Origin of the sequence: Solwaraspora sp. WMMB335, from assembly GCF_049179075.1 — a bacterium.
Taxonomy (GTDB): Bacteria; Actinomycetota; Actinomycetes; order Mycobacteriales; family Micromonosporaceae; genus Micromonospora_E.
Genome location: NZ_JBMHMF010000001.1, coordinates 5,835,265 through 5,859,810, shown reverse-complemented (window position 1 = coordinate 5,859,810; position 24,546 = coordinate 5,835,265). Strand labels below are relative to the sequence as shown.

Annotated in this window: 28 protein-coding genes; 5 read left to right on the top strand and 23 right to left on the bottom strand. The window is 69.6% G+C overall.

Features of this window, described 5'->3' with window-relative positions:
• Window positions 1-15: 15 nt before the first annotated feature.
• From ACN27F_RS25540 to ACN27F_RS25520, 5 genes are read right to left on the bottom strand one after another with little or no spacing between them, the layout of a single operon-like run.
• Complete coding sequence (locus tag ACN27F_RS25540; protein WP_421437664.1) at window positions 16-759, bottom strand: ABC transporter permease; 744 nt, start codon at window positions 757-759, stop codon at window positions 16-18.
• Window positions 756-1,682, bottom strand: coding sequence for an ABC transporter ATP-binding protein (locus tag ACN27F_RS25535; protein ID WP_421437662.1), 927 nt, complete (start codon window positions 1,680-1,682; stop codon window positions 756-758). The genes ACN27F_RS25540 and ACN27F_RS25535 overlap by 4 nt, the downstream gene beginning before the upstream one ends.
• A gap of 16 nt (window positions 1,683-1,698) precedes the next feature.
• Entirely contained in the window at window positions 1,699-2,424 is a 726-nt protein-coding gene (locus ACN27F_RS25530; RefSeq protein ID WP_421437661.1) for a hypothetical protein, read from the bottom strand.
• A complete protein-coding gene (locus ACN27F_RS25525) occupies window positions 2,421-3,305 on the bottom strand; it encodes an ATP-binding cassette domain-containing protein (protein WP_421437659.1) in 885 nt (294 codons plus the stop codon). The genes ACN27F_RS25530 and ACN27F_RS25525 overlap by 4 nt, the downstream gene beginning before the upstream one ends.
• Window positions 3,302-3,736 (bottom strand): GntR family transcriptional regulator, encoded by a 435-nt coding sequence (locus tag ACN27F_RS25520; RefSeq protein ID WP_421437658.1) that lies wholly within the window; start codon window positions 3,734-3,736, stop codon window positions 3,302-3,304. Before ACN27F_RS25520 ends, ACN27F_RS25525 begins: the two co-directional genes overlap by 4 nt.
• A gap of 107 nt (window positions 3,737-3,843) precedes the next feature.
• Here ACN27F_RS25520 and ACN27F_RS25515 point away from each other — a divergent pair, with 107 nt between their 5' ends.
• Entirely contained in the window at window positions 3,844-4,710 is an 867-nt protein-coding gene (locus tag ACN27F_RS25515; protein WP_421437656.1) for an ABC transporter ATP-binding protein, read from the top strand.
• Window positions 4,707-5,558 (top strand): ABC transporter permease, encoded by an 852-nt coding sequence (locus ACN27F_RS25510; protein WP_421437654.1) that lies wholly within the window; start codon window positions 4,707-4,709, stop codon window positions 5,556-5,558. The genes ACN27F_RS25515 and ACN27F_RS25510 overlap by 4 nt, the downstream gene beginning before the upstream one ends.
• A 753-nt stretch (window positions 5,559-6,311) precedes the next feature.
• Here the strand turns inward: ACN27F_RS25510 and ACN27F_RS25505 are convergent.
• Complete coding sequence (locus ACN27F_RS25505; protein WP_421437652.1) at window positions 6,312-7,160, bottom strand: 3-hydroxyacyl-CoA dehydrogenase family protein; 849 nt, start codon at window positions 7,158-7,160, stop codon at window positions 6,312-6,314.
• A 137-nt stretch (window positions 7,161-7,297) separates the two neighbouring features.
• The gene (murA, locus tag ACN27F_RS25500) at window positions 7,298-8,767 is read right to left on the bottom strand and encodes a UDP-N-acetylglucosamine 1-carboxyvinyltransferase (RefSeq protein WP_421437651.1); all 1,470 of its coding nucleotides are present in this window, start codon (window positions 8,765-8,767) and stop codon (window positions 7,298-7,300) included.
• Between murA and ACN27F_RS25495 the strand changes: the two genes are divergently transcribed.
• Window positions 8,766-9,338, top strand: coding sequence for a cob(I)yrinic acid a,c-diamide adenosyltransferase (locus ACN27F_RS25495; RefSeq protein WP_421437649.1), 573 nt, complete (start codon window positions 8,766-8,768; stop codon window positions 9,336-9,338). The genes murA and ACN27F_RS25495 overlap by 2 nt on opposite strands.
• Window positions 9,339-9,361: 23 nt before the next feature.
• Window positions 9,362-9,802, top strand: a complete 441-nt coding sequence (locus ACN27F_RS25490) for a VOC family protein (RefSeq protein WP_421437647.1) — start codon at window positions 9,362-9,364, stop codon at window positions 9,800-9,802.
• On the opposite strand, the gene ACN27F_RS25485 is transcribed toward ACN27F_RS25490, so the two are convergent.
• The 15 genes from ACN27F_RS25485 to prmC form a co-directional block, all read right to left on the bottom strand.
• The gene (locus ACN27F_RS25485; protein ID WP_421437646.1) at window positions 9,799-10,236 is read right to left on the bottom strand and encodes a DUF2550 domain-containing protein; all 438 of its coding nucleotides are present in this window, start codon (window positions 10,234-10,236) and stop codon (window positions 9,799-9,801) included. The two genes, ACN27F_RS25490 and ACN27F_RS25485, sit on opposite strands and share 4 nt — an antisense overlap.
• 13 nt (window positions 10,237-10,249) lie before the next feature.
• On the bottom strand, window positions 10,250-10,540 hold the full coding sequence (locus ACN27F_RS25480; RefSeq protein WP_421440444.1) for a F0F1 ATP synthase subunit epsilon: 291 nt from the start codon (window positions 10,538-10,540) through the stop codon (window positions 10,250-10,252).
• An 85-nt stretch (window positions 10,541-10,625) separates the two neighbouring features.
• Window positions 10,626-11,762 (bottom strand): LCP family protein, encoded by a 1,137-nt coding sequence (locus ACN27F_RS25475; protein WP_421437644.1) that lies wholly within the window; start codon window positions 11,760-11,762, stop codon window positions 10,626-10,628.
• Window positions 11,763-11,925: 163 nt separating this feature from the next.
• Window positions 11,926-13,380 (bottom strand): F0F1 ATP synthase subunit beta, encoded by a 1,455-nt coding sequence (gene atpD / locus ACN27F_RS25470; RefSeq protein ID WP_421437642.1) that lies wholly within the window; start codon window positions 13,378-13,380, stop codon window positions 11,926-11,928.
• Entirely contained in the window at window positions 13,380-14,315 is a 936-nt protein-coding gene (locus ACN27F_RS25465; RefSeq protein WP_421437640.1) for a F0F1 ATP synthase subunit gamma, read from the bottom strand. The genes atpD and ACN27F_RS25465 overlap by 1 nt, the downstream gene beginning before the upstream one ends.
• Window positions 14,316-14,327: 12 nt before the next feature.
• Window positions 14,328-15,980, bottom strand: coding sequence for a F0F1 ATP synthase subunit alpha (gene atpA / locus ACN27F_RS25460; protein WP_421437638.1), 1,653 nt, complete (start codon window positions 15,978-15,980; stop codon window positions 14,328-14,330).
• Between the two features lie 57 nt (window positions 15,981-16,037).
• Window positions 16,038-16,862 (bottom strand): F0F1 ATP synthase subunit delta, encoded by an 825-nt coding sequence (locus ACN27F_RS25455; RefSeq protein ID WP_421437636.1) that lies wholly within the window; start codon window positions 16,860-16,862, stop codon window positions 16,038-16,040.
• Window positions 16,862-17,389, bottom strand: a complete 528-nt coding sequence (locus tag ACN27F_RS25450) for a F0F1 ATP synthase subunit B (protein ID WP_421437634.1) — start codon at window positions 17,387-17,389, stop codon at window positions 16,862-16,864. Before ACN27F_RS25450 ends, ACN27F_RS25455 begins: the two co-directional genes overlap by 1 nt.
• Window positions 17,390-17,480: 91 nt before the next feature.
• The gene (gene atpE, locus ACN27F_RS25445; RefSeq protein WP_421437633.1) at window positions 17,481-17,702 is read right to left on the bottom strand and encodes an ATP synthase F0 subunit C; all 222 of its coding nucleotides are present in this window, start codon (window positions 17,700-17,702) and stop codon (window positions 17,481-17,483) included.
• A gap of 131 nt (window positions 17,703-17,833) precedes the next feature.
• Window positions 17,834-18,634 (bottom strand): F0F1 ATP synthase subunit A, encoded by an 801-nt coding sequence (gene atpB, locus ACN27F_RS25440; protein WP_421437631.1) that lies wholly within the window; start codon window positions 18,632-18,634, stop codon window positions 17,834-17,836.
• Between the two features lie 25 nt (window positions 18,635-18,659).
• Window positions 18,660-18,878 carry a hypothetical protein gene (locus tag ACN27F_RS25435; RefSeq protein WP_421437629.1) on the bottom strand — a complete coding sequence of 73 codons (219 nt, stop codon included), beginning with the start codon at window positions 18,876-18,878 and terminating at the stop codon, window positions 18,660-18,662.
• 104 nt (window positions 18,879-18,982) lie between these two features.
• Window positions 18,983-19,438 (bottom strand): hypothetical protein, encoded by a 456-nt coding sequence (locus ACN27F_RS25430; RefSeq protein ID WP_421437627.1) that lies wholly within the window; start codon window positions 19,436-19,438, stop codon window positions 18,983-18,985.
• 32 nt (window positions 19,439-19,470) lie between these two features.
• Window positions 19,471-20,115, bottom strand: a complete 645-nt coding sequence (locus ACN27F_RS25425) for a phosphotyrosine protein phosphatase (RefSeq protein WP_421437625.1) — start codon at window positions 20,113-20,115, stop codon at window positions 19,471-19,473.
• Complete coding sequence (locus ACN27F_RS25420) at window positions 20,116-20,760, bottom strand: L-threonylcarbamoyladenylate synthase (RefSeq protein WP_421440442.1); 645 nt, start codon at window positions 20,758-20,760, stop codon at window positions 20,116-20,118.
• A gap of 83 nt (window positions 20,761-20,843) precedes the next feature.
• On the bottom strand, window positions 20,844-21,734 hold the full coding sequence (gene prmC / locus ACN27F_RS25415; protein WP_421440440.1) for a peptide chain release factor N(5)-glutamine methyltransferase: 891 nt from the start codon (window positions 21,732-21,734) through the stop codon (window positions 20,844-20,846).
• A 111-nt stretch (window positions 21,735-21,845) separates the two neighbouring features.
• On the opposite strand from prmC, the gene ACN27F_RS25410 reads away from it, so the two are divergent.
• Complete coding sequence (locus tag ACN27F_RS25410; RefSeq protein ID WP_421437623.1) at window positions 21,846-23,396, top strand: GGDEF domain-containing protein; 1,551 nt, start codon at window positions 21,846-21,848, stop codon at window positions 23,394-23,396.
• A 55-nt stretch (window positions 23,397-23,451) separates the two neighbouring features.
• Here the strand turns inward: ACN27F_RS25410 and prfA are convergent, their stop codons facing one another.
• A complete protein-coding gene (prfA, locus tag ACN27F_RS25405; RefSeq protein ID WP_421437621.1) occupies window positions 23,452-24,540 on the bottom strand; it encodes a peptide chain release factor 1 in 1,089 nt (362 codons plus the stop codon).
• Between the last annotated feature and the right edge of the window lie 6 nt (window positions 24,541-24,546).

The following is a 24,546-nucleotide window of genomic DNA, read 5'->3' as shown; positions in this document are numbered from 1 at the left end:
GGTCACTGCCGGCGGTCACTGCCAGCGGAACCAACGGGCGGCAAGCGCGCCGACGACCAGCAGATAGCCGGCCATCACCAGCAGGTGCAACGGGCGCGGCGGTTCGCCGCTCCAGGTCGCCTGCGCTGCCTGACTGAGCGCGCCGAGCGGGGTGAAATCGCTGATCCGGCGGACCGGTTCGGGCATGATCGGCCCGGGAGTCCACACACCGGCGAAGAACAGCATCGGGAAGTAGATGGCCATGCTGACCGCGTTCGCCGAGCGGGCGGTCGGGACCACCGCCGCCACCAACAGGCCGACCGCGAACGCCGCCGCCGCGCCGAGCAGGAACACGGCGAGGAAGGTGACCGGTTGCTGGGGCAGCGGCACCGCGAAGACCGCGACCCCGACGACCATCGACAGGCAGACCGCGGTCGCGGTGGTCGCCACCGCCACCAGCAGCTGGGCTCCGAGCAGCTTGACCGGACGGACCGGGGTGGTGGCCATCCGACGCAGCACGCCCCGCTCACGGTAGTTGGCGACAGTGGCTGGCAGCGAGTTCAGCGCCACGGTGGCGACCGCCAGGGTGACCACCACGGGCAGATAGATGTCGATCGGACGTAGACCGCCGAATTCGGTGACCGGCGTGCGGAAGCCGGGCATGACCGCTCCGAGCACCAGGGTCAGCAGCGTCGGGAAGGCCAGGCCCATCGCCATCGCCGCCGGGTCGCGCATCAACAGTTTGGCTTCCATCACGGTGAGCCTGCGTAGCGCGGTCATCGCGTACCTCCGGAAGGAATCGACTCGGTGGCGCCGGTGAGGGCGAGAAAGGCGTCGTCGAGGGTGGCCTGCTGCATCCGCAGCTCACGTGGCGTGATGCCGGCACCGGCGAGCGCCGCGACGACCGCGAACAACAGGTTGCCGCTGCCCGTGACGACGACCTCGCGCCCGTCCACGGTGATGTCGGTCACCTCGGAGATCGTGGTCAGCAGCGTGGAATCGACCGGTTGATCCGTGGTGAACCGGACGCGTTGCCCGGCGTCGACCCGGGCGGCCAGCCCGGCGGGGGTGTCGACGGCGACGACGCGCCCGGCGTCGATCACCGCCACCCGGTCGCAGAGCCGCTCCGCCTCCTCCATCAGGTGGGTGACCAGCACAAGCGTGACTCCACGGTTACGCACCGACTCGATCAGCGACCAGGTGTCCCGACGAGCGGCCGGGTCCAACCCGGTGGTCAGCTCGTCGAGGAAGGCCACCTGCGGGTCACCGACCAGGGCCAACGCGATGGACAGCCGTTGCTTCTGTCCACCGGAGAGTTGGCGGAAGCGGGCATTGCGCCGGTCGGACAGGCCGAGCATGTCGAGCAGTTCCCGCCAGTCGGCCGACCGGCGGTAGAAGGAGCTGTAGAGGTCCAGCGCCTCCCAGACCTTCATCCGTTCCGGTAGCTCGCCCTCCTGCAGCTGGGCACCGGTCCGCTGGCGAAGTTGCGCGCCGTCGTGCTGCGGGTCCAGACCCAGCACCCGTACGCTGCCCCGATCGGGTCGGCGTAGTCCCTGGACACACTCCACGGTGGTGGTCTTGCCGGCGCCGTTGCGTCCGAGGATGCCGAAGATCTCCCCTTCCTCCACTGCGAACGACACGTCGTCCACCGCGATCAGGTCGCCGTACTGCTTGTGCAGGTGTTCGACTTCGATGATGGGCATGCCGGTTCCTTCCCGATCAGCCGGAGATCTTGGTCAGTGGCAGCCGCCGGATCAGCAGCCAGCCGACGCCTGCGGCGACGGCCAGCACGACCAGCGCGACGGCTGTCGCCGGGACCACCGCCGGACCCGGCGACAGCCCGAACAGGTATCGGAGCCCGTAGCCGGTCCACGGCGTACCGAAGGCGGTCTCCACCGCGAACGCGGGCAGGAACACCAACGGCAGCAACAGGGTCGCCCACCAGGGGTTGATCCGGTAGTAGGCAACCGCGACGAGCGCACCGGTGAGCATGTAGCCGAGGTTGACCAGGCTGTGGTGCAGCCAGACCGCGCCCACCTCGGCGGCCGAGATGACCGGCAGCGGCTCGGTGAGCTGGTTCAACACCCCGGCGGCCTGGAAAACGAGGCGTTCCACGACGAACCCGACCGCGGTCAGCGCGGCGAAGCCCGTCGCGTACGGGACGAAGAAGCCCCACGCGCCGAGCAAGCTGTGTCGACGGGTGACCCCCTGCGCGACGAAGATCGGCAGGGCTGTCCCGACCGCGACGATGCCGAAGACGAAGGCGAACCACCGGGGTGCCTGCAGCCCCATGTTCTGCCACATGCTGGCCTCGATCACGTCGGCGCTGGCCATCAGACTGATCACCACCGCCCACACCGAGTAGATGATCGACCAGTAGGTGACGGCCAGCGGCAACTGGGAGCGCAGCAGCGCACGGGTGACCATCCAGATGGGACTCTTCATCGCCGGGACTCCTGATCTCCGGTGAGGTGCACGAACAGGTCCTGCAGGCCGATCGGGCCGAGCTCCAGTCCGGCGGCGCGGGCGGCGGCCCGGTCCGCGTCGTCGAGCGGGCCGTAGATGGTGGTGGATCGGGTGCCGCCGAGTCGCTGGCTGCCCAGGACGGTGCGGCCCGTCACGAAGGCGTCGACCGCTACCGCCGGACCGGTGACCGTGGTGCCGTGCTGGCGCAATTGCTCGGTCTCCTCGTGGACCACGAGGCGGCCCTCGTGCAGGATCACCACCTCCTCGAACAGCGCGCCGACCTCCTCGATCAGGTGCGTGGACAGGATGATCGTGCGTGGGTGGGCGAGGTAGTCGTTGAGCACCTCGTCGTAGAAGGCGTACCGGCTGGGTGCGTCCAGCCCGAGGTACGCCTCGTCGAAGATGGTCAGTGGGGTGCGGGCGGCCAGGCCGAGCGTGACGCTGAGCGCCGACTTCATGCCCCGGCTCAGCCCGCTCAGACGCTTGCGCGGTGGCAGGTTGAACCGCTCGACCAGCCGGGCGGCGTAGTCCGCGTCCCAGTTGGGACGCAGGCTCGCGGCGACGGCGAGGATGCCGCCGACCCGGTCGCTGTCCTGGGCGTCGACCCGGTCCCGGACGAAGCCGATCTGCGACATGATCGAGGCGTTCTCGAACGGATCCATGCCGCCGACCAGCACGCTGCCACTGGTGGCTGGCCGAAAGGCGGAGAGTACGGCGAGCAAACTGGTCTTGCCGGAGCCGTTGCGCCCCAGCAGTCCGTAGATCTTGCCCGGAGCCAGGGTGAGGTCGAGCGCGTCGACGGCGACCGTGTCGCGGTAGCGGACGGTGAGGTTGTGGGTGGCGATGTCCAGGCCGGTCACTGTCGCTCCCCTTCCCCGACGCCCCGCCCGGCGACCCGCTGATCGTCCGCGTGCTGCTGATCGTCTGTGCGCCACTGGTCGTTAGTGTGCTGGATGCGGGCCACGATCTCGGCAAGCGGAATGCCGATGATCCGGGCCTCGGCCACCATCGGGTCGACGACCTCGGTGAAGAACCGCTCCCGGCGTTGGCCGCGCAGCTTCTCACGGGCGTCGGGGCTGACGAACATGCCTATGCCGCGCTTCTTGAACAGCACGCCCTCGTCGATCAGCTGGTGGAAGCCCTTGGCGGCGGTAGCCGGGTTGATCCGGTAGTAGCTGGCGTACTGGTTGGTGGACATGACCTGCTCGCCCTCCTGCAGCGCCCCGCTCAGGATGTCGGTTTTGATCTTGTCGGCTATCTGCTGATAGATCGGACTTCGATCATCGAACACGGGTGCACCCCTGGTTCACTGGTTCATTACTCGTGTAATGAACCGTAGCACCCAAGAACCCGGGGGGTCCAGCGGAGTCGAGTCGACGGTGGGGCGATAGTTGACCCATGACCGACGAGTCAGCGCCCGCCACCGAGCCGGCGATCGCCGTGCGTGGGCTACGCAAGGCGTACGAGGGTCGGCCGGCAGTGGACGGCCTGGACCTGACCGTGTCGCACGGCGAGGTCTTCGCCCTGCTCGGACCGAACGGCGCCGGCAAGACGACCACCGTCGAGATCCTGGAGGGCTACCGCCGCCGCGACGCCGGCGAGGTCCGCGTCCTCGGCGTCGACCCGGACCCTGGTACGCCGGCCTGGCGCGGCCGGGTCGGCATCGTGCTGCAGGGCACCGGCGAGTTCGACGAGCTCACCGTCGCCGAGGTGGTCGACCACTTCGCCGCGTTCTACCCGGCACCGGACGATCCAGCCAGGGTGATCGAGCAGGTGGGCCTTGCCGGTAAGGCCCGTGCCCGCACGCACACCCTGTCCGGCGGACAGAAACGCCGGCTGGATGTGGCGCTCGGCATCATCGGCCGCCCTGAGTTGCTCTTCCTCGACGAGCCGACGACCGGCTTCGACCCCGAGGCACGGCACGAGTTCTGGGAGCTGATCCAGTCACTGGCCGCCAGCGGGACCACGATCCTGCTGACCACCCACTACCTCGACGAGGCGGAAGCCCTCGCCGACCGGGTCGGGGTGATCGCCGCCGGCCGACTGGTCGAGGTGGCGTCCCCGGCCGAGCTGGGCGGCCGGCGTGAGGCCATGTCGACCGTCTCCTGGCGTACCGCCGAAGGAACGGTGCGGCACGAGGAGAGCGCGACGCCGACGGCGCTGGTCGCCGAGCTGGCCACGCGCTTCGACGGCGAGGTGCCCGAGCTGACCGTCACCCGGCCCACCCTGGAAGACGTATACCTGCGGATGATCGGACACCGGTGAGCACGACGACCGCCACCACCGCCACCACCCCGCCGACCGGCGCCGCCCGCCGCCGGATCGGACCCGTCGCGCTCGGGCTGCGCCAGGGCCGCCTGGAGATACGTCAGTTCCTGCGCAGCCGGGAGTCGGTCGTCTTCACGATGGCGTTCCCGGTCCTCATGATCCTGATCTTCGCGTCGATCTTCACCGGTGAGATCACCGACGGCGTCCGGTTCACCCAGTACTTCGTGACCGGCATGATCGCCACCGGGCTGATGACGGTCGGCTTCCAGAGCCTGGCCATCCAGATCCCGATCGAGCGGGACCGGGGGGTGCTGAAGCGGCTGCGCGGCACCCCGATGCCGAAATGGGTGTACTTCGCCGGCAAGGTCATCATGGTGGCGGTGATCGGCGTCGCCGAGACCGTGCTGCTGCTCGCCGTGGCCACCATGCTGTTCGGCCTGCAACTGCCGGACACCGCGACCAAGTGGTTCACCCTCGGCTGGGTCTCGGTGCTCGGCATCACCGCCTGCACGCTGTGCGGGATCGCGTTCTCGTCGCTGGCCCACAGCGGGCGCAGCGCCTCCGCGGTGGCCACCCCGGTCTCGCTGGTGCTGCAGTTCATCTCCGGGGTCTTCTTCGTCTTCACCAGTCTGCCCGGCTGGATGCAGCAGGTGGCGGCGCTGTTCCCGCTCAAGTGGATGTGTCAGGGGCTGCGGTCGGTCTTCCTGCCCGAGGCATTCGCCACCCAGGAGCCGGGCGGCTCGTTCGAGCTGGGCCGGGTCGCGCTGGTGCTGGCCGTCTGGTGCGTGATCGGGCTGGTGCTGTGCCTGACGACGTTTCGCTGGACCACCAAACGCGACGGCTGACTCGACACCGCTGTCGGCGGCCAGCTGGATTTCCCCCTTGGTGGCCAGATCCGAAGCCATGCAGGTGACCACGGGTGGCTCATCGTCCGGCGTGCACGAAAGCGACGATCTCGTCGAGCCCAGGACGGTAGCCGTCGCTGGTGTCCACCTCGATCTCGGGTACGCCGAGTCGGACGGGCTGGAAGCCGTGGTGACCGACGGCATGGGTCTGATGGCAGGCCCGGACGCCACAGGTAGCCGTCGCCGATGCCGAACGCTATCGAGGTGACGCCTACGCACGTCAAAACGCGAGAATAACGTACGTAGGCGTCACCTGATCATGAATGCCGAGCTGGAGTTCGCCGTACGGCACGGGATCGACGTCGTCGGGCACTAAGACGGGGTGGCGATCTGGTATCCGCATCCGGCAGACCGGCTCCTGTCGGCGGAGCATCGGCGGCGTCGATCGCGAGCCTGCGGCGACCGGCACGGACCGTACGCGCACTACACCTTCACCACCGGCCGGCTGGAGCCGACCGGCCGGCACCATCACCTGGCGTTCCTGGCCGCCGCACCATGGCTACGTCGGCGGGGCATCGGGGCGGCGCTGGCTACCGCGTCGTACGCGTCGCGCATTTGCCGGCCGGCGGCCCACCGCCATAGGCGATGCGCCGATCCGGCGACCCGGTCGACCAACCGCCGATGGCCGTGGCGTCGGCATGAGCCGAACACCAGACACCTTGCGAGCACGCGGACAGGTGTCTGGTGTTCGGCTCAGTAGGTGTAGAAGCCCTGTCCGGTCTTGCGGCCGAGGTCACCGGCGGTGACCATGCGCTGCAGCAGCTCCGGCGGGAAGAACTTTTCGTCGCCGGTGTCGGTGTAGATGTTGCGCGCCGCGTGCAGCAACACGTCCGCACCGGTCAGGTCGGTGGTCGCCAACGGCCCCATGGCGTGGCCGAAGCCCAGCTTGCACGCGGTGTCAAGGTCCTCGGCGGAGACCACTCCCGACTCGACGAGCTGCACCGCCTCGACCACCAGGGCGGCGATCAGTCGGGTGGTGACGAAACCGGCGATGTCCCGGTTGACCACCACGCAGGTCTTGCCGATCTGCTCGGCGAACGTCTTGGCGGTCGCCAAAGTGGCGTCCGAGGTCTTGTAGCCGCGCACCAGCTCGCAGAGCTTCATCATCGGTACCGGGGAAAAGAAGTGCGTGCCGACGACCGATTCGGGCCGCTCGGTGACGGCGGCGATCTGGGTGACCGGGATCGCCGACGTGTTCGTGGCGAGGACCGCGTCGGCCTTGCAGATCTTGTCGAGCGCCCGGAACACCTCGTGTTTGACGTCGAGGCGTTCGAAGACGGCCTCGACCACGATGTCCGCGTCGGCCGCCGCGTCCAGTTCGGTGGTCGTGGTGATCCGGCCCATCGTCGACTCGACGTCGGCGGCGCTGAGCGTGCCCTTGCTCGCGAACTTCTCCAGCGACCGTCGGATGCCGGCGAGACCACGATCGGTGGCCGCGTCGTCGACATCACGCATGGTCACCTGCCAGCCGGCCGCGGCGGCGACCTGGGCAATGCCGGATCCCATCAATCCGGCTCCGATCACTGCTAGCCGACCTGCCATCTGCCGCTCCTCACGTCCCACGCCTCGTCGAGAGGCGGTCACCTCGTCGAATCGCCTCGTCGACCGGATGCCTAGCACCTTAGCGGCCCGGCCTGAACGATCGGTAACCCCCGCCGCTGAAGCCGACTACGCAGGCGTTACATGCGGTACGCCGGCTCCTTCGGCGCGGGCGACCGCTCCACCGTCACGCCGAGTGCGCGCAGATCGGCCACGTAGTTCGGGTAACCCCGGTCGATGTGGTGCACGTCGGAGATCTCGGTGACCCCGTCGGCGCACAGTCCGGCGATGACCAGGCCGGCACCGGCCCGGATGTCGGTGGCCCGCACCGGCGCGCCGGAGAGTCGTTCGCGGCCACGTACGACGGCGTGGTGGCCGTCGGTCTTGATCTCCGCGCCGAGGCGGATCAGTTCGTTGACGAACATGAACCGCCCATCGAAGATGTTCTCGGTCACCAGGGAGGCGCCGTCACTGACCGAGGCGAGACCGATCGCCATCGGCAGCAGATCGGTGGCGAACCCGGGGAACGGCAGGGTGACCACGTCGACGGCGCGGGGCCGGCGGTCCATCCGTACCCGGAATCCGTCGGTGGTCACCTCGACGCCGGCACCGGCGGTCGCCACCTTGTCCAGCGCGATCTCCAGAAATCGCGCGTTCACCCCGCGTACGGTCACGTCGCCACGGGTCATCGCGGCGGCGAACGCCCAGGTCCCGCCGACGATCCGGTCCCCGATCGTGGCGTGGCGCACCGGCGCCAGCTCGGATACGCCCTCGATACGCAACGTGGCCGTGCCGGCGCCTTCGATCTGCGCGCCCATCGCGTTGAGCATGGTGCAGATGTCGACGATCTCCGGCTCCCGGGCGGCGTTGTCGATCTCCGTCGTCCCGTCCGCGAGCACCGCCGCCATGACCAGGTTCTCGGTGGCGCCGACGCTGGGAAAGTCCAGCCAGATCGTCGCCCCCTGCAGGCCGCGTGGCGCGGCGGCGATGACGAATCCGTGCTCGCCGGAGATGTCCGCGCCCATCCGGGCCAATCCGGCGACGTGCATGTCAAGGCCGCGCGAGCCGATCGCGTCGCCGCCGGGGTGGGCGACCCGGACCTGCCCGCACCGGGCCAGCAACGGCCCGAGCACACAGATCGACGCCCGCAGCCGACGGACCAGGTCGTAGTCAGCTTCGCAGCCCGGCGCCTCCGGCACATCGATGGTGACCGTGCTGGCCCGCGGCGGGCCGGCGGCACCGACTCCTGCACCTGCGGCACCGGCCGGCCGATCGTCGGCAAAGGTGACCTCGCAGCCGAGCCGGCGTAGCACCTCGCCCATGAGCCCGATATCGGTGATCCGCGGCACGTTGCTGATCACCGTGCGGCCCGGGGCCAGCAGGGCTGCGGCCATCAGCTTCAACGCCGAGTTTTTCGCTCCTTCGACCAGCACGGTGCCGGCCAGCCGGGTGCTGCCACTCACCCGGATGACGTCGCCACCGGACGCGGGCGGCGGGCTCAGCGGCGGCTCGCCGGCCACGGCGTCACGGACCTCAGGCCGCGCGCCGGCCAGCTCGGGAAGCGCACCGATGCTGCCGGCACGGCTGGGAATCCGTACCCTGTCGCTCATGGCCGTCCACCTCACCCGCATCTACACCAAGGCCGGCGACACCGGCATGACCAGGCTGAGCAACAACGAGCAGGTAGCGAAGACCGATCCCCGGATCTGCGCGTACGCCGACGTCGACGAGTGCAACGCCGCGATCGGCGTCGCGGTCGCACTCGGCGAACCGGACGACGGCCTGCGCGCGGTCCTCGCCCAGATCCAGAACGACCTGTTCGATGTCGGCGCCGATCTGGCGACGCCGGTGGAGCCGCGCCCGGCGTATCCCCCGCTGCGGGTCACCGAGGAGTACGTGACCCGGTTGGAAGGCTGGTGCGACGAGTACAACTCGCGGCTGACCAAGCTCGACTCCTTCGTCCTGCCTGGCGGCACCCCGGCCGCCGCATTGCTGCACGTGGCCCGGACCGTCGCCCGACGCGCCGAGCGGGCGGCGTGGGCACTGATCACCAGCGACCCGGAACGAACCAGTACTCTTCCGGCAAAGTATCTCAATCGTCTCTCGGATTTGCTGTTCATCCTGGCCAGAACCGCGAACCCCGGCGGCGACGTGCTCTGGGTGCCCGGTGGCAAGCGCTGACCGGGGCGGCAGGTGCTGACCCGGTGGCCCGCAATACCCCGGCTGCCCGCATCGGCGGCCTGCACCACGTCGAGGTCTGGGTACCCGATTTGACGAGCGCCGAACATAGCTGGGCGTGGCTGCTCGGCGAGCTCGGTTGGCAGCCGTACCAGCGGTGGGCAGCCGGCAGATCATGGCGCCACGGCGGCACCTACCTGGTGTTGGAACAGTCGCCGGCGCTGACCACGGCCAGCCATGACCGGTGCGCAGCCGGGCTCAACCATCTGGCCTTCCACGCCGGCGACCGGCAGCGGGTGGACGAGCTCGTCGCGGTGGCGCCGGGTCACGGCTGGTCGCTGTTGTTCGCCGACCGTCATCCGTACGCCGGCGGGCCCGACACCTACGCGGGCTACCTCGCCGATCGGTACGGCTACGAAGTAGAACTGGTCGCGACGGGGACAGACGAGTTGAGCGGCATCGGCTAGGCCGCCAGCCGGGACGAGTCCCCGCCCGGCAGACTGGCCTCCAGCCATGAGCTGAAGCCGGTGACCGTCGACTCGGCCATGGCGATCTCGACCGGGGCGTGATGACTCGTACAGCGCAGAATCACCCAGTCGGCCGGCAGCGCGAGCCTTTCCTGCCCACGCGGGCTACGCCGGCTCTCCACCGCGAGACCACGACGGGACAGCACACGCTTGGGCCGCAGCGCGAAGCTGAACATGCGGTACCAGCGCAGCTCGTCACCGACGAACCGACCGAATCCGGCCGACCAGCCACGACCGTCGACCAAGGTGGAGAGCCGGACGTTGAGCTTGATGGTGCCGCTGACCCGGGCCATCAGGGCACGACGGATGAACAGCACCACGATGGCGACGAACAGGACGAGGACGCCGATCCCGAACCACTGGATGGTTGACACCGGCCCGGCCCGATCAGTGACTCGACGCGGTGGCTGGCGCGGCCGGAGTCGCTTGCTCGGCGAGGATGGTGACGCCCTTGGTGGTCACTGAGAGGAATCCGCCGGCCACATCGTAGGCGACCTGCTCGCGCCCGGGCAGCGTGATCCGTACCTGACCCGGCTCGGCGAGCTGACCCAGCATCGGCGCGTGACCGGGCAGCACTCCCAGCTCGCCTTCGGTCGTCCGGGCGACCACCATCTCAGCTTCGCCCGACCAGACCAGCTGCTCGACGGCAACGAGTTCGACGTGCAGTTGCTTTGCCAACGCGGTCTCCTTCGGTGGCGCGGACATTGAGATTCTAATCCGGCCCACCGCAGTGATCCCAAGCGGGTGCCCGCCCGACGTGCCGCTACTTCGCGCGATTGACCAGTTCAGGACGGGTGGCTACGAACCGGTCCAGAGTGCCGTCACGCAACGCCGCGAGGCACCCGTCGGCGTCCCCGGTGAACTGTTCACCGAGATAGTCACCGCCCGGTCCGGCTACCGCGCTGCCGGGCAGATCGAGCAGCACCAGATCGTCGGCGTGCAGCCGGCGCAGCCCGATCGCGAAGTCGAGCAACGATCGGCCCCGGGTGTCGACCAGCACCGCGTCACCGGTGGCCCGCAGCACCGCGTCCAGCCGTACCGGGTTGGTGACCAGGTCCCGGCTGATCACCTGGCTGGCCAGTGCCTGCACCAGCTGCCGTTGATGCCGCTGCCGGCCGTAGTCCCCGTCGGGCAGGCTGTCCCGCTGCCGGACGTAGTCCAGTGCCTGCCAGCCGTTGAGCACGTGGTCACCCTGCCGGTACTCGGCCTGCGGGCCGACGTACCCCGGTCCGTCGGGGTTGCCCGGTCGTGCCCGGCCGTCAGGCTGGCGGTGGGCGGAGCGTACGTCGGTGTCGACGTACATCCGCACCCCGCCGAGCGCGTCGACGAGACGCTCCAGCCCGGCGAAGTTGACGATGACCCCGGCGTCGAAACGGTCGATCCCGGTGCGGGCGGACACCGTCGCGGACAGCAGCTGGAATCCGGCCACCGGGTCGGCGTACGCGGTGCCGGCGGAGCGGCTGCCGTAGGCCATCGCGGCGTTGAGCCGGTCGACGCCACCCGGATAGCCGTTGGCGCCGTAGGCCGGAATGTCCACCAGCAGATCCCGGGGCAGCGAGACCAGGTACGCGCGGGACAGCCCGGCCGGGACGTGCACCAGCAGAACGGTGTCGGCCCGGGGCACCGTCTCCGGTCCGCTGGAGGCTGGCCGGTCGATGCCGACGACCAGCAGATTCAGCGGACCGGTCAGCTCACCGGCGGGCCCCGTCGGATCGGCGCCGTCACCGAACAGGTCCGCCGCCGGTACCGCGGTGGCATACCGGTCGATGGCGGCCCGGCTAACCACGACGGCCAGCCCCGCGCCGAGCAGGACCACGGCGAGTACGCCCAGCAGGATGATCCGGGTCCGGCGACGCGGCGCGGATGTCCGGTCCGACTCCGGCGTGCGTTCCACCGTCATGGCCGCCTCCTCCCACCGCCGGCAGCGCCGGTCGCGTACCCGGAGCCGGCACCGGCAAACACCGTCGGTTGCCGTCGGCGAACACACGAGCGCCCCGCCGGCTCGGCGGGGCGCTCGGATGGCATCCGGATCCGTCACACGGGGGACGTACCCGCTCAGGCGGTCAGCCCTTCATCAGCTCGCGGGCGTTGCGCTCCAGGTCGTCGAGCCCACCGCACATGAAGAAGGCCTGCTCGGGGAAGTGGTCGAACTCCCCTTCGCTGATCTTGCGGAACGCCTCGATGGTGTCCTTGACCGGCACGTAGGAGCCAGGGATACCGGTGAAGACTTCGGCCGCGTAGGTGTTCTGCGACAGGAACCGCTCGATCCGCCGGGCCCGGGAAACGGTGATCTTGTCCTCCTCGGACAGCTCCTCCATACCAAGGATGGCGATGATGTCCTGCAGGTCCTTGTACTTCTGCAGGATCCGCTTCACTTCGGAGGCCACCGTGTAGTGCTCCTGGCCGACGAACTCCGGGGCGAGAATCCGCGACGAGGATGCCAGCGGGTCCACCGCCGGGTAGATGCCCTTGTCGGAGATGGACCGCTCCAGGTTGGTGGTGGCGTCCAGGTGGGCGAAGGTGGTGGCCGGCGCAGGGTCGGTGTAGTCGTCCGCCGGCACGTAGATCGCCTGCATCGAGGTGATCGCCTGGCCCCGGACCGACGTGATCCGCTCCTGTAGCTCGCCCATCTCGTCGGCCAGGGTGGGCTGGTAACCCACGGCGGACGGCATCCGGCCCAGCAGGGTGGACACCTCGGAACCGGCCTGGGTGAACCGGAAGATGTTGTCGATGAACAGCAGCACTTCCTGCTTCTGCACGTCGCGGAAGTACTCGGCCATGGTCAGCGCGGCGAGCGCGACCCGCAGCCGGGTGCCCGGCGGCTCGTCCATCTGGCCGTAGACCAGGGCGGTCTTGTCGATGACGCCGGACTCGGTCATCTCGTGGATGAGGTCGTTACCCTCTCGGGTCCGCTCCCCCACCCCGGCGAAGACCGACGTACCACCGAAGTTGTTCGCGACCCGGATGATCATCTCCTGGATGAGCACCGTCTTACCCACGCCGGCACCGCCGAACAGACCGATCTTGCCGCCCTTGACGTACGGGGCGAGCAGGTCGAGCACCTTGATGCCGGTCTCCAGCATCTCGGTCTTGGGCTCCAGGTCGGCGAAGGCCGGCGCCTTCTGGTGGATCGACCGGCGGTCGGTGACCTCGAGCTTCTCGCCCTCTTTGAGGTTGAGGCACTCGCCGATCGTGTTGAACACGTGGCCCTTGATGCCGTCGCCCACCGGCACCATGATCGGCGAGCCGGTGTCGCGGACCTCCGTGCCCCGGACCAGGCCGTCGGTCGGCTGCATCGAGATCGCCCGGATCACGTTGTCGCCGAGATGCTGAGCGACCTCCAGGGTCAAAGTCCGTTCCCCGCCGGCGAGCGCGACATCCACGTGCAGCGCGTTGAAGATGTCGGGCATCGCCTCGCGCGGGAACTCGGCGTCGACGACCGGGCCGATGACCCGGACCACGCGGCCGGTCGCCGTGCTGGTCGCTCCGGTTGCCTGGGTTTCAACAGAGGCAGTCATCACACTTCACTTCCCGCCGCCGCGAGCGCGTTGGCGCCGCCGACGATCTCGCTGATCTCCTGGGTGATCCCGGCCTGGCGCGCCGAGTTCATAAGCCGCGTGTACTTCTCGATCATTTCCTCGGCGTTGTCGGTGGCGCTCTTCATCGCCCGCCGCCGGGCCGCCGACTCACTGGCCGCCGACTCGATCAGCGCCGCGTAGATCCTGGTGTTGATGTACTTCGGCAGCAACGCGTCGAGCAGCGCCTCGGCGTTCGGCTCGAACTCGTACGCCGGCAGCACCCCACCCGCCGCCTCGTCCAGCGGCCGGTCGTGGACTTCCATCGGGCCGAGGATCCGGGGCACCGGGGTCTGCGTCATCAGCGACGTGAACTCGGTGTAGACGATGTGCAACTCGTCGACGCCGAGCACCTGGTCGGCCCCGCCGCCGTCGGTGTCGTCGGCCCCCCGCTGGAACGCCGCGATCAGCGTCTGGCCGACCTCCCGGGCATCGGCGAAGGTGGGCTGCTCGGAGAAGCCCGTCCAGCTCGCCTCGATCGGGCGGTTACGGAACCGGTAGTACGTCACGCCCTTGCGGCCGACGACGTACAGCACCGGTTCCTTGTCGTCTTCACGCAGCCGCGCGATGAGCGACTCGGCCATCTTGATCGCGTTGGTGCTGTAGCCGCCGGCCAGGCCACGGTCGCTGGTGACCACCAGGACGCCGGCCCGCCGCACCCGTGGGCGGGCGGTCAGCAACGGGTGGTCGACCGAGGCGTTGGTGGCCAGCGCGGTGAGCACACCGGTGATCGCGTTGGCGTACGGCAGCGACGCCGCCACCCGCGCCTGGGCCTTGGCGACCCGGCTCGTCGCGACGAGCTCCATCGCCTTGGTGATCTTCTTCATCGACTTCGCCGAGCGGATCCGCTGGCGGAGTACCCGAACCTGCGCTGGCATCCGGAACCGCCCTTACTGCTGCTTCTCGGCGTCGTCGTGCTCGGGTACGTACCGGGTGACGCTCTCGCGCTCCTGGTCGCCCGCGAGCGCCTCGGCCGGTGCCTCGTTGATCACCCGGGCCGGGTCCTTGGACAGGAACATCTGCTTGAACTTCTCGATCGCGTCGCTGAGCGCCGCGATGATCTCGTCGTCCCAGTTGTTGGCGGCGATCGAGTCCAGGATGCCGGCGTGGGAATGCCGCAGGTACTCCAGGAACTCGGTCTCGAAGCGGCGGATGTCGCCCACCGGGATGTCGTCGAGCTTGCCCTCGGTGCCGGCCCAGACCGACACCACCTGCTCCTGCACCGGAAACGGCGAGTAGTTCGGCTGCTTGAGCAGCTCGACCAGGCGGGAACCGCGCTCCAGCTGGTTACGCGAGGCCTTGTCCAGGTCGGAGGCGAGCGCGGAGAAGGCCTCCAGCTCGCGGTACTGCGCCAGGTCCAGTCGCAGCCGGCCAGCGACCTTCTTCATCGGCTTGACCTGTGCGGCGCCACCGACCCGGGAGACCGAGGTGCCGACGTTGATCGCCGGCCGCTGGCCCTGGTTGAACAGGTCGGTCTCCAGGAAGATCTGACCATCGGTGATCGAGATCACGTTGGTCGGGATGAAGGCCGAGATGTCGTTGGCCTTGGTCTCGATGATCGGCAGGCCGGTCAACGAACCGCCGCCGAGCTCGTCGGACAGCTTCGCGCACCGCTCCAGCAGCCGCGAGTGCAGGTAGAAGACGTCACCGGGGTACGCCTCGCGGCCCGGCGGGCGGCGCAGCAGCAACGACACCGCACGGTACGCCTCGGCCTGCTTGCTCAGGTCGTCGAAGACGATCAGCACGTGCTTGCCGGCGTACATCCAGTGCTGGCCGATCGACGATCCGGTGTACGGCGCGATGTACTTGAAGCCGGCCGGGTCGGAGGCGGGCGAGGCGACGATGGTGGTGTACTCCATCGCGCCGTGCTCCTCCAGCACACCCTTGATCGAGGCGATGGTGGACGCCTTCTGCCCGATCGCCACGTAGATGCAACGCACCTGCTTGGCCGGGTCGCCGGACTGCCAGTTGGCCCGCTGGTTGAGGATCGTGTCCAGCGCGATGGTGGTCTTGCCGGTCTTGCGGTCACCGATGATCAGCTGCCGCTGGCCACGGCCGATCGGGGTCATCGCGTCGATCGCCTTGACGCCGGTCTGCAGCGGTTCGTGGACCGACTGGCGGGCCATCACGTTCGGCGCCTGCAGCTCCAGCTCACGGAATCCGTCGTTGGCGATCTCCCCGAGGCCGTCGATCGGCTCACCGAGGGCGCTCACCACCCGGCCGAGGAAGGCGTCGCCGACCGGTACGGACAGCACCCGACCGGTGCGCTTGACGCGCTGCCCCTCCTCGATGCCGGCGTAGTCGCCCAGCACGACCACACCGATGTCACGTACGTCGAGGTTCAGCGCCACGCCCAGCGTGCCGTCCTCGAACTCGAGCAGTTCGTTCGCCATCGCCGAGGGCAGTCCCTCGACGTGGGCGATGCCGTCCCCGGCGTCGGCCACCGTGCCGACCTCTTCGCGAGACAGCTCCGGCGTGTAGGAGGAGACGTAGCGTTCTAGGGCACCGCGGATCTCGTCCGACGAGATGGTCAGCTCGGCCATCCTCTGCTTCCCTTGTGTCTAGTGGCCGGGAGGATCCCGGAACGGCATGGACTCAAATCAGCGCCCGGCGAGCGCCTTACGGGTGTCGATGAGGCGGCGCCGTACGGTGCCGTCGTACAGATCGGAGCCGATCCGTACGCTCATCCCGCCGAGTACGGCGGGGTCGACCGTCAACTTGACGGAGACCTCCCGACCGTACATACCGGCCAGCGTGGCGCCCAGCCGCTGCTCCTCGGCCTCGGACAGCGGCGCGGCGACCGTGACGTGCGCGACCTGCCGGTCCCGCCGCTGCGCGGCGAGCTCGACCAGGCGGGTGAGCCCGGCCCCGACGGACCGCCCGCCGAACCCGCGTACCGCCTGCTCGGCCAGGATCGTGGTGGCGCTCCGGGCCTTGCCGTCGAGTAGCGACCGGATCAGCTCGACCCGTCGGTCGGCCGGCACGGTGACGTCACCGACCACGGCACCGAGCTGCGGATCCCCGTCGATGATCTTGCCGAAGCGAAACAGTTCGTCCTCGACCTCGGCCAGTTCGCCGGCGGACTCGGCACCGGACAGCACCGCGTCGACGCCGAGCTGCTCGCTCGCGTCGAGCAGCTCCGACGGTGCCGACCAGCGGGCGGCGACCACCGCGGCCAGCAGATCGACGGTATCGCCGGCGACCTTGCCGTCGAGCAGACCACGCAACAGACCGGTCCGGTCGTCGCTGGCCCGGGCCGGGTCGGCCAGCGCCCGCCGCAGCCGGGGCTGGCGGCGCAGCACGTCGGCCACGGAGAGGACCTCCTCGGCGGTGGTCGCGATCGCCGCCGGCGTGGCACCGGCGACGAAGGCGGCCAGGCGGTCGGTCACCGCGGCGTAGGACTCCCGGCTGGTGGCGGACTGCATCAGCGGGCTCCCGTGCTTTCCAGATCGGCCAGGAACCGCTCGACGGTGCCCTTACGGCGGGCCTCGTCCGCGAGGGCGTCCCCGACGATCCGGCTGGCCAGGTCGACGGCGACGGTGCCGACCTCGGCCCGCAGCTCCCGGATGATGGTCTGCCGCTCGGCGGCGAGCTGCTCCTTGCCCGCGGCGATGATCCGGTCGGACTCCTCCCGTGCCTTGGCGAGGATGTCCTGGCGGATGCTCTCCGCGTCGGCCCGGGCGTCGTCGCGGATCCGGGCGGCGTCGGTGCGTGCCTCGGCCAGCTGGGCCTTGTACTGCTCCAGCAGCTGGTTGGCTTCGGCCTGCGCGGCCTCGGCCCGCTTGATGCCGCCCTCGATCGCGTCGACCCGCGCCTGGTACATCGCCTCCATCCGGGGGAAGACGAACTTGAGCAGGACGGCGACGAGCAGACCGAAGGCGACCAGGCCGACGATGATCTCGGACAGCGGCGGGAGCAGGATGTTCCCGCCCTCTTCGGCGGCTATGTACATGGACGTTTCCCTTCGCCCGGACCGGTGCTGGCGCAGCCGGTCACCGAGTCAGATGCGCGAGACCGTCGGCTCGCGCGGCAACCGGTTCGGCTCAGGTGAGCGCGAACGCGAGCACCAGACCGAGCAGGGCCAGCGCCTCGATCACGGCGAAGCCCATGAACATGTAGACCCGGGTCAGGCCGGCGCTTTCCGGCTGACGGGCGGTCGCCTGGATGTAGGCGGCGAACACCAGGCCGACGCCGATGCCGGGGCCCAGGGCAGCGATGCCGTAGCCGATGGCGTTCAGGTTGCCCGTGATCTCGGCCAGGAACATGGTTGTTTTCCTCCTGCGTTGAACGCGTGACCATCACGCGCACGTTTAGGTGAATTTTCAGTTGTCGCCCGCGGAACAAGCCGCGAACGTGTGCCGATGGGGTTGTGGTGGGTGCCGAGCGCAGACTCGGCTCAGTGCGCCTCGGCCAGGGAATGCTGCAGGTAGGTCGCGCTGAGCAGGGTGAACACGTACGCCTGCAGGACCATGATGCCGAACTCGAAGAAGGTCATTACGATCGCCATCCCCCAGCTCAGGACGGCGATGGGCTTGATGAACAGGCTCTCTGCCTGGAAGAGCGCGACCCCGCCGAGGGTGAAGACCAGCAGGATCATGTGGCCGGCGAACATGTTGGCGAAGAGCCGGACCGACAGGGTGACCGGCCGCAGAATCAGGTTGGAGACGAATTCGATCGGCACCAGGATCGGCTGGACCCACAGCGGTGCCCCGGAGACCCAGCAGGCGTGCTTGACGTAGCCGACGAAGCCCCACTTGCGGATGCCGTGACCGATGTAGAGCAGCCAGCTGATCACCGCGAGCACGATCGGGAAGGCGATGTGCGACATCGGCGAGATCTGCGCGAACGGGATGATGCCCCAGAGGTTGTTCAGCAGAATGAAGCAGAACAGCACAGTCAGATAAGGCGCGAACCGGACGCCGTCCCTGCCGATCACGTCGCGGGCGATGTTGTCGCGCACCATGCCGTAGACCGCCTCGGCCAGCCACTGGCCCTTGGTGGGCACCAGCTTGGGGCTCCGGTAGGTGACCAGGAAGAAGACCATCACCAGTGCCGCGGCGATCCAGAGCAGCAGGGAGATCTTGGTGAAGGCGGCCGCCCAGGCGGTGCCGTCCAGCCCGGAGATCAGGCTACGGAAGTCGAAGGCGTCCACGCCGGGCGGGAACTCCGCGGCGAGGACGGTCGGCTGCTCAGTCAACGCATCCTCCGTCGGTCGGGCCTGGTCACGCGCCCAGCTTCTTAACGGTCAGGTAGACCCCGGCCGCCGTCCCGCCGATCAGCCCGATCAGCAGCCCGACGTTGGGCAGGTCCAGCCAGCGGTCGACGAGCCACCCCGCCCCGCCCCACACGGCCATCCCGCCGAGCAGGTAGCCGAGCGCGGCGAAACCCGCGTCCGCCCCCGAAGGGCCGGAGGGTTGAGGAGGGGGTGATTCACCGGCCATGACGCCGGAAACATATCAGGGCAACGATAGAGGCTGTGCGACACCCCCCGCACAACCCTCGTTGTGTGGGCGAAACCCGGTGGCACCTCAGATGGGTGCACAGGCTACTCCTTCCACGCCCCAGTGGGTATCCGCCCCGCCCCACCGCGCCCGCTCCGGGGTTCTGGCTCGGTGTCGACGTACGGGATGCGGGCCCGGAAGGTCCACCAGACCTGGGCGCCGACCCAGCCGACGGTGCCGGCCATGATGGCCACCGCCAGCATCCGAAGGCCTGACCAGCCAGAATCGGCGACGGCGAACACCGCCGCACCGAGCAGGGCGAACTTCCCGCCGTACGTGAGCAAGCCCACACTCAGCACCAGCTTCGGGTGCACCGTGTCGGCCCATGCCAGTGCCAGGCTCGAGCCGACGTAACTGGCCACCACCAGCAGCACCCCGACGGCGGCGCCCACCGCCCCGGCGGGGCCGTCCACCAGGCTGCCGGCCACGACCAGGACGACCAGCAGCGCCGCCGACACCGCCAACGGCAACGGCAGGTGACGCAACCGGCGACGCATCATCGACGCTCTTCCCGGCTCTTCCCGGGCCCGGCTCATGGCAGCAGCGCCACGCCGAGCGCCTCCACCGTCTCTTCGATCTCGTCGGCCACCCGGGAGAACGTGTGATCGCCCCGGCCCCACGGGTCGTCCAGGTCGTCGCCGGGCTGCGGGGCGGCACCACCCCGGGCTGCGGCGACCGCGGCGACCAGCGCCACCCCACGCGCGTAGACCGCGTCCGGGGTGGGCTGCGCCGGCGGCAGCAGATCCCGGTTCACCGCCGGCAGCAGCCGGCCGAACTCGCCCAGCACGAAGGTGCGCTCCACGGCGTCGGGACGCAACGCCAGCACGTACTCCTGCTGATCAGCGGTGGCGGTGAGGACCAGATCGGCTGCGTCGATCTGATCCGAGCGCAGCTTGCGGGCGGCGAACCCGTCGACGTCACCGCCCCGGGCGACGACCTGCCGGGCGGCGGGCGGGTTCATTTCCTCGCCGGCGTGCCAGCCACCGGTGCCGGCACTGTGGCTGTGCAGCAGGGCCTCCTCCTCGGGGACGGGCACCGCGGATGCGGGTCCCGGTTCCAACCGGTCGAGGGCGAGCCGGTCGAGGCGCTCGCGTACCGCGAGCACCAGCAGCCGCTCGGCCATCGGGGACCGGCAGATGTTGCCCATGCAGACGTGGAGGACGGTGAACGGTGGCACTCAGGACTCCGTACCGACGATGTCCGGCACCACGTCGCGCAGCTTCTCGATCGGGATGGCCCCCTGGCGCAGCACCCGTGGCGCGTCGGCGGTGAGATCGACGATGGTGCTCGGCACCGGATCCGGGCAGCGCCCGGCCTCCAGATAGGTACGCACCGAGTAACCGAGTTGCTCGCGTGCCTCGGCGGCGGTGACCGCTGGCGGCTTCCCGGTCTTGTTGGCCGAGGAGACCGCCATCGGCCCGGTCTCACGCAGCACCTCCAGGGCCACCGGGTGCAGAGGCATCCGCACCGCGACGGTCCCGTTGGTGTCGCCCAGATCCCAGTTGAGGCTGGGCGCGTGCTCGACGATCATGGTGAGCGCTCCCGGCCAGAAGGCGTCGGCCAGGTCGCGGGCGGTCTGCGGCAGGATCAGCACCAGCCCGTCCAGGGTGTTGCGCGATCCGACCAGCACCGGCGGCGGCATCTGTCGGTCGCGGCCCTTGGCGTTGAGCAGCGCGGTCACCGCGTACGAGGTGAAGGCGTCGGCGCCCACGCCGTAGACCGTGTCGGTGGGCAGCACGACCAGCTCACCGTTCTTGACCGCCTCGATCGCCGCGGCGATGCCCTTGTCGCGGTCGGCGGCTGACCGGCAGTCGTAAAGCATCACGGTGTGCCAGTCTGCCACGTGCGACTCGCCACCTGATCCTGCCCGGGGGACAATCCTGATCGCGGCCCGGGAGGCCGGGATCAGCCGGCGCGGTCCGCGGTGACGTAGCGATGTCGGTCGGCGAGATCCCGGTGGCTGGTCACCTTGGTGAACCGCGCGTCGGCGGCGATCAGCCCGGCCACCGCAGCGGCGTGGCTGTCGTCGTGCTCGATGCCGAACACGCCGCCGGGCCGCAGCAGGGTCGCGGCGAGGCGGATCACCGGACGGATCACCACCAGCCCGTCGGGGCCGCCGAAGACCGCGTCGTCCGGATCGTGCCCGGCCACCTCGGGCGGCACCGGCGTGCCGGCCGGCACGTACGGCGGGTTGCACAGCACCACGTCCGCCTGACCGCTCAGTCCGGCCAACAGCTGCGGATCGGTGACGTCGCCGGCCACCACCTCGATCGGCCGGTCACCGGCCTCGGCCCGGCGCCGCGCGTTGCGCCGTAGCCAGCTCAGGCTCGCGGCGGAGCGCTCCACCGCCACCACCCGGGCGACGGGAACCTCGTGTGCGGCCGACAACGCGATGGCACCGCTACCGCTGCAGAGGTCGATCAGCAGGCCGCCGCCACCGGCACGCAGCGCGTCGATGCCCGCGCCGGCGAGCAGTTCGGTCTCCGGGCGGGGCACGAACACGCCCGGACCGACCGCCAACTCAAGATAACGAAATGGTGCCGATCCGGTGAGATATTGCAGCGGCTCCCGTGCCGCACGCCGAGACACGAGTTCATCGAAACGATCTAGATCGATATGATTGAATCCGCTGCTCAGCGCTAGTCGCCCCCGTGGAATCTTGAGCACCGCAGCGGCGATCAGCTCCGCATCGCCCCGCGCCGAGGCGACGCCGGCACGGGCCAGTAGGACGGTCGCAGCGGTCAACGCGGACGAAATCGACACTCGATCCGGCCATCCAGAGCTGTTTTCCGGCATGTGGTTCACGACATAATCATGGTGCGTCCCTCCGGATCTGCGTGTGATCGGTACGCGCAGCCGCCGGGTGGCGTTCCGCCAGAATTCCCGCGGGTTCCAGGGAGGTTGTGCGTGGGTTGGCTCGACCGGCTCACCGACCAGGCCGAGACCCTGATGCAGGCACGTGCCCTGATGGAGGCGAGCCGCTCAGCCGAGGCCTGCGTCGCGTTCGAGCAGGTGATCCAGCACAGCAGTAACCCCTACGTGCGGGCCGACGCGCTGGTGCAGCGGCTGTCCGCACTGCTCAACCTGGACCGCACCACCGAGTACGCCGGCGCGGTGGACCGGGCGTTCGAGGCCGCCCGGGACCTCAACGAGCCGTACCTGCACGGCCACCTGCACGCGCTGGCCGCGCTCGCCGCCCACCAGCAGGGCGCGTTCGACCGTTGCGTCACCCACCTGGTGCAGAGCTCCCGGGCCCTCGGCGCGGCGCCCGACGTCGACCGGGAAACCGCCTGGGGCTGGCACGACCTGGCGATGGCGTACTCCTATCTGAGCTTCCACGGACACGCGTTGAGCGCGATCGAGCGCGCCCGCCAGCTCGGCAGCGCCACCGGCATCGCCGAGGAGATGTTCGCCGCGCCGGCCATCCGGCTGCGCAACGCGGTAGCGCTGGACCATCACGGCGACACCGACGGCTGTCTGCGGGTACTCCGCGACATCGGCACCGACCTGGCCAAATTCGTCCGGGCCGGCAGCACCGGCAAGCTACGTCCGAGCAGCCGCGTCGCGTACGGATACTCCCTGGCCCGCCTCGCCGCGTTGGGTGAGCCGGCGCGACTGCCACCAGGCGCGCCGGACGCCACCCGGCTGATGATCGACGGCGGCGACAGCGCCCGAGCACGCGACCTGCGTCAACTCGGCGCGGTCTGCCTGGCGATCGCGGCCGACCGACCGGCGGAGGCGCTGACCCGGCTCGACATGGTGGTGGTCTCCGCCGAGACGCTCGGCTCCGCCGAACAGGCCAGGCTACGTAGCGTGGCACACACCAGGGAGGGTGACCACCTGGCCGCGCATCATGCCGACCGCTACGCCTTCCGGCTGGCCAACCGCCGCAACGACCGGCTGCGGGACATGTACGTCGACGGCATCGCGGCGCGCCTGGACCACGAGGAGATGCGCCGGACCGCTGCCCAGTACACCAAGGAAGCCCTGACGGATCCGTTGACCGGGCTGGCCAACCGCCGCCAACTCGACCTGTACGTGGCCGACATGGCGGGCCGGGCCGAACGGGCCGTGGTGATGTTCTGCGACCTGGACGGCTTCACCTCGGTGAACACCGTGCACGGGCATCACTCGGGTGATCTGGTGCTGCAGCGGGTCGCCGGCGTGGTCAACCGGGTGATGCGCCGGGGCGACTTCGTCGCCCGCTACGGCGGGGACGAGTTCGTCGTCGTCCTGCCCGGGGCCGGCCGGATCGAGGCGGCGGACGTGGCCCGCCGGATCGCCGCCGCGGTGGCCAGCGAGGAATGGCAGTCGCTGGTACCCGGCACACCGGTGGGGATAAGCGTCGGGTACGCCGAGATCAGCGGCGCCGGCGCGGCGCTCGGCGAGGAGTACGCCCGGGCATTCAAGCTCGCCGAACGGCAGATGCGCGACTCACGGCGTCGTACTGTCGCCTAGCTGGCCGCTCGCCGTCGCCGCTGACGGCAGTCGCCGTCGCCGCTGACGGCAGCCGTCAGCGGCGGGCCAGTTCGGTGTCGCCGGCAAGCCGGGCCGCCCGGTCCGCCTCGGCCAGCGCGTCGAGGACACCGTCGAGTTCGCCGGCCAACGCCAGGTCCAGGTTGTACGCGGTGTAGCCGATCCGGTGGTCGGTGATCCGGTTCTGCGGAAAGTTGTACGTGCGGATGCGCTCGGAACGGTCGACGGTGCGCACCTGGGAGCGGCGGGCGTCCGAGGCCGCCGCGTCGGCCTGCTCCTGGGCAGCCGCGAGCAACCGCGCCCGCAGGATGCGCAGCGCCTGCTCGCGGTTCTGCAACTGGCTCTTCTCGTTCTGGCAGGAGACCACGATCCCGGTCGGCAGGTGGGTGATCCGCACCGCCGAGTCGGTGGTGTTGACCGACTGGCCACCGGGGCCGGATGACCGAAAAACGTCGATGCGCAGCTCGTTCGGGTCGATGCTGACCTCGACATCCTCGGCTTCGGGCAGCACCAGGACGCCAGCGGCGCTGGTATGGATGCGGCCCTGCGATTCGGTCACTGGCACCCGCTGCACCCGGTGGACGCCGCCTTCCCACTTCAGTCGGGACCAGACGCCGTTGCCGCCGTCGGGAACGCCACGGGACTTCACCGCGAGGGAGACGTCCTTCACCCCGCCCAGGTCGGAGTCCTGGGCATCGAGGATCTCCACCTGCCAGCCACGCCGCTCGGCGTACCGCAGATACATCCGCAGCAGATCGCCGGCGAACAGGGCGGATTCCTCGCCGCCTTCACCGGCCTTGATCTCGACGATGACGTCCTTGGCGTCATGCGGGTCGCGGGGGATCAGCAGCTCGGCCAGGCGGGCTTCGAGCTCGGGCACGGTGGCGGCGATCGCGTCGGCCTCGATGGCGAAGGCAGCGTCCTCGCCGGCCAGTTCACGTGCGGCCGCCAGGTCGGCCCGGGCCTGGGCAAGTTCACCTGCGGCCTTGTGCACCGGCGCCAGCTCGGCGAATCGGCGCCCGACCCGGCGGGCGGTGGCCTGATCGGCGTGGATCGCCGGGTCGGCCAGCTGCCTTTCCAGCTCGGTGTACTCGTCCAGTAGCGCGGCCAGGCGCTCACTGCTCATACCCGT

Excerpts from the sequence above, each read along its gene's own strand:
- atpA (WP_421437638.1), bottom strand. The coding sequence starts at position 15,980 with ATGGCCGAGCTGACCATCTCGTCGGACGAGATCCGCGGTGCCCTAGAA.
- ACN27F_RS25420 (WP_421440442.1), bottom strand. The coding sequence starts at position 20,760 with ATGCTTTACGACTGCCGGTCAGCCGCCGACCGCGACAAGGGCATCGCC.
- ACN27F_RS25530 (WP_421437661.1), bottom strand. The coding sequence starts at position 2,424 with ATGAAGAGTCCCATCTGGATGGTCACCCGTGCGCTGCTGCGCTCCCAG.
- prfA (WP_421437621.1), bottom strand. The coding sequence starts at position 24,540 with ATGAGCAGTGAGCGCCTGGCCGCGCTACTGGACGAGTACACCGAGCTG.
- murA (WP_421437651.1), bottom strand. The coding sequence starts at position 8,767 with ATGAGCGACAGGGTACGGATTCCCAGCCGTGCCGGCAGCATCGGTGCG.
- ACN27F_RS25450 (WP_421437634.1), bottom strand. The coding sequence starts at position 17,389 with ATGTACATAGCCGCCGAAGAGGGCGGGAACATCCTGCTCCCGCCGCTG.
- atpD (WP_421437642.1), bottom strand. The coding sequence starts at position 13,380 with ATGACTGCCTCTGTTGAAACCCAGGCAACCGGAGCGACCAGCACGGCG.
- prmC (WP_421440440.1), bottom strand. The coding sequence starts at position 21,734 with ATGCCGGAAAACAGCTCTGGATGGCCGGATCGAGTGTCGATTTCGTCC.
- ACN27F_RS25465 (WP_421437640.1), bottom strand. The coding sequence starts at position 14,315 with ATGCCAGCGCAGGTTCGGGTACTCCGCCAGCGGATCCGCTCGGCGAAG.
- ACN27F_RS25515 (WP_421437656.1), top strand. The coding sequence starts at position 3,844 with ATGACCGACGAGTCAGCGCCCGCCACCGAGCCGGCGATCGCCGTGCGT.
- ACN27F_RS25495 (WP_421437649.1), top strand. The coding sequence starts at position 8,766 with ATGGCCGTCCACCTCACCCGCATCTACACCAAGGCCGGCGACACCGGC.
- atpE (WP_421437633.1), bottom strand. The coding sequence starts at position 17,702 with ATGTTCCTGGCCGAGATCACGGGCAACCTGAACGCCATCGGCTACGGC.
- ACN27F_RS25505 (WP_421437652.1), bottom strand. The coding sequence starts at position 7,160 with ATGGCAGGTCGGCTAGCAGTGATCGGAGCCGGATTGATGGGATCCGGC.
- ACN27F_RS25455 (WP_421437636.1), bottom strand. The coding sequence starts at position 16,862 with ATGCAGTCCGCCACCAGCCGGGAGTCCTACGCCGCGGTGACCGACCGC.
- ACN27F_RS25540 (WP_421437664.1), bottom strand. The coding sequence starts at position 759 with ATGACCGCGCTACGCAGGCTCACCGTGATGGAAGCCAAACTGTTGATG.
- ACN27F_RS25430 (WP_421437627.1), bottom strand. The coding sequence starts at position 19,438 with ATGATGCGTCGCCGGTTGCGTCACCTGCCGTTGCCGTTGGCGGTGTCG.
- ACN27F_RS25435 (WP_421437629.1), bottom strand. The coding sequence starts at position 18,878 with ATGGCCGGTGAATCACCCCCTCCTCAACCCTCCGGCCCTTCGGGGGCG.
- ACN27F_RS25475 (WP_421437644.1), bottom strand. The coding sequence starts at position 11,762 with ATGACGGTGGAACGCACGCCGGAGTCGGACCGGACATCCGCGCCGCGT.
- ACN27F_RS25535 (WP_421437662.1), bottom strand. The coding sequence starts at position 1,682 with ATGCCCATCATCGAAGTCGAACACCTGCACAAGCAGTACGGCGACCTG.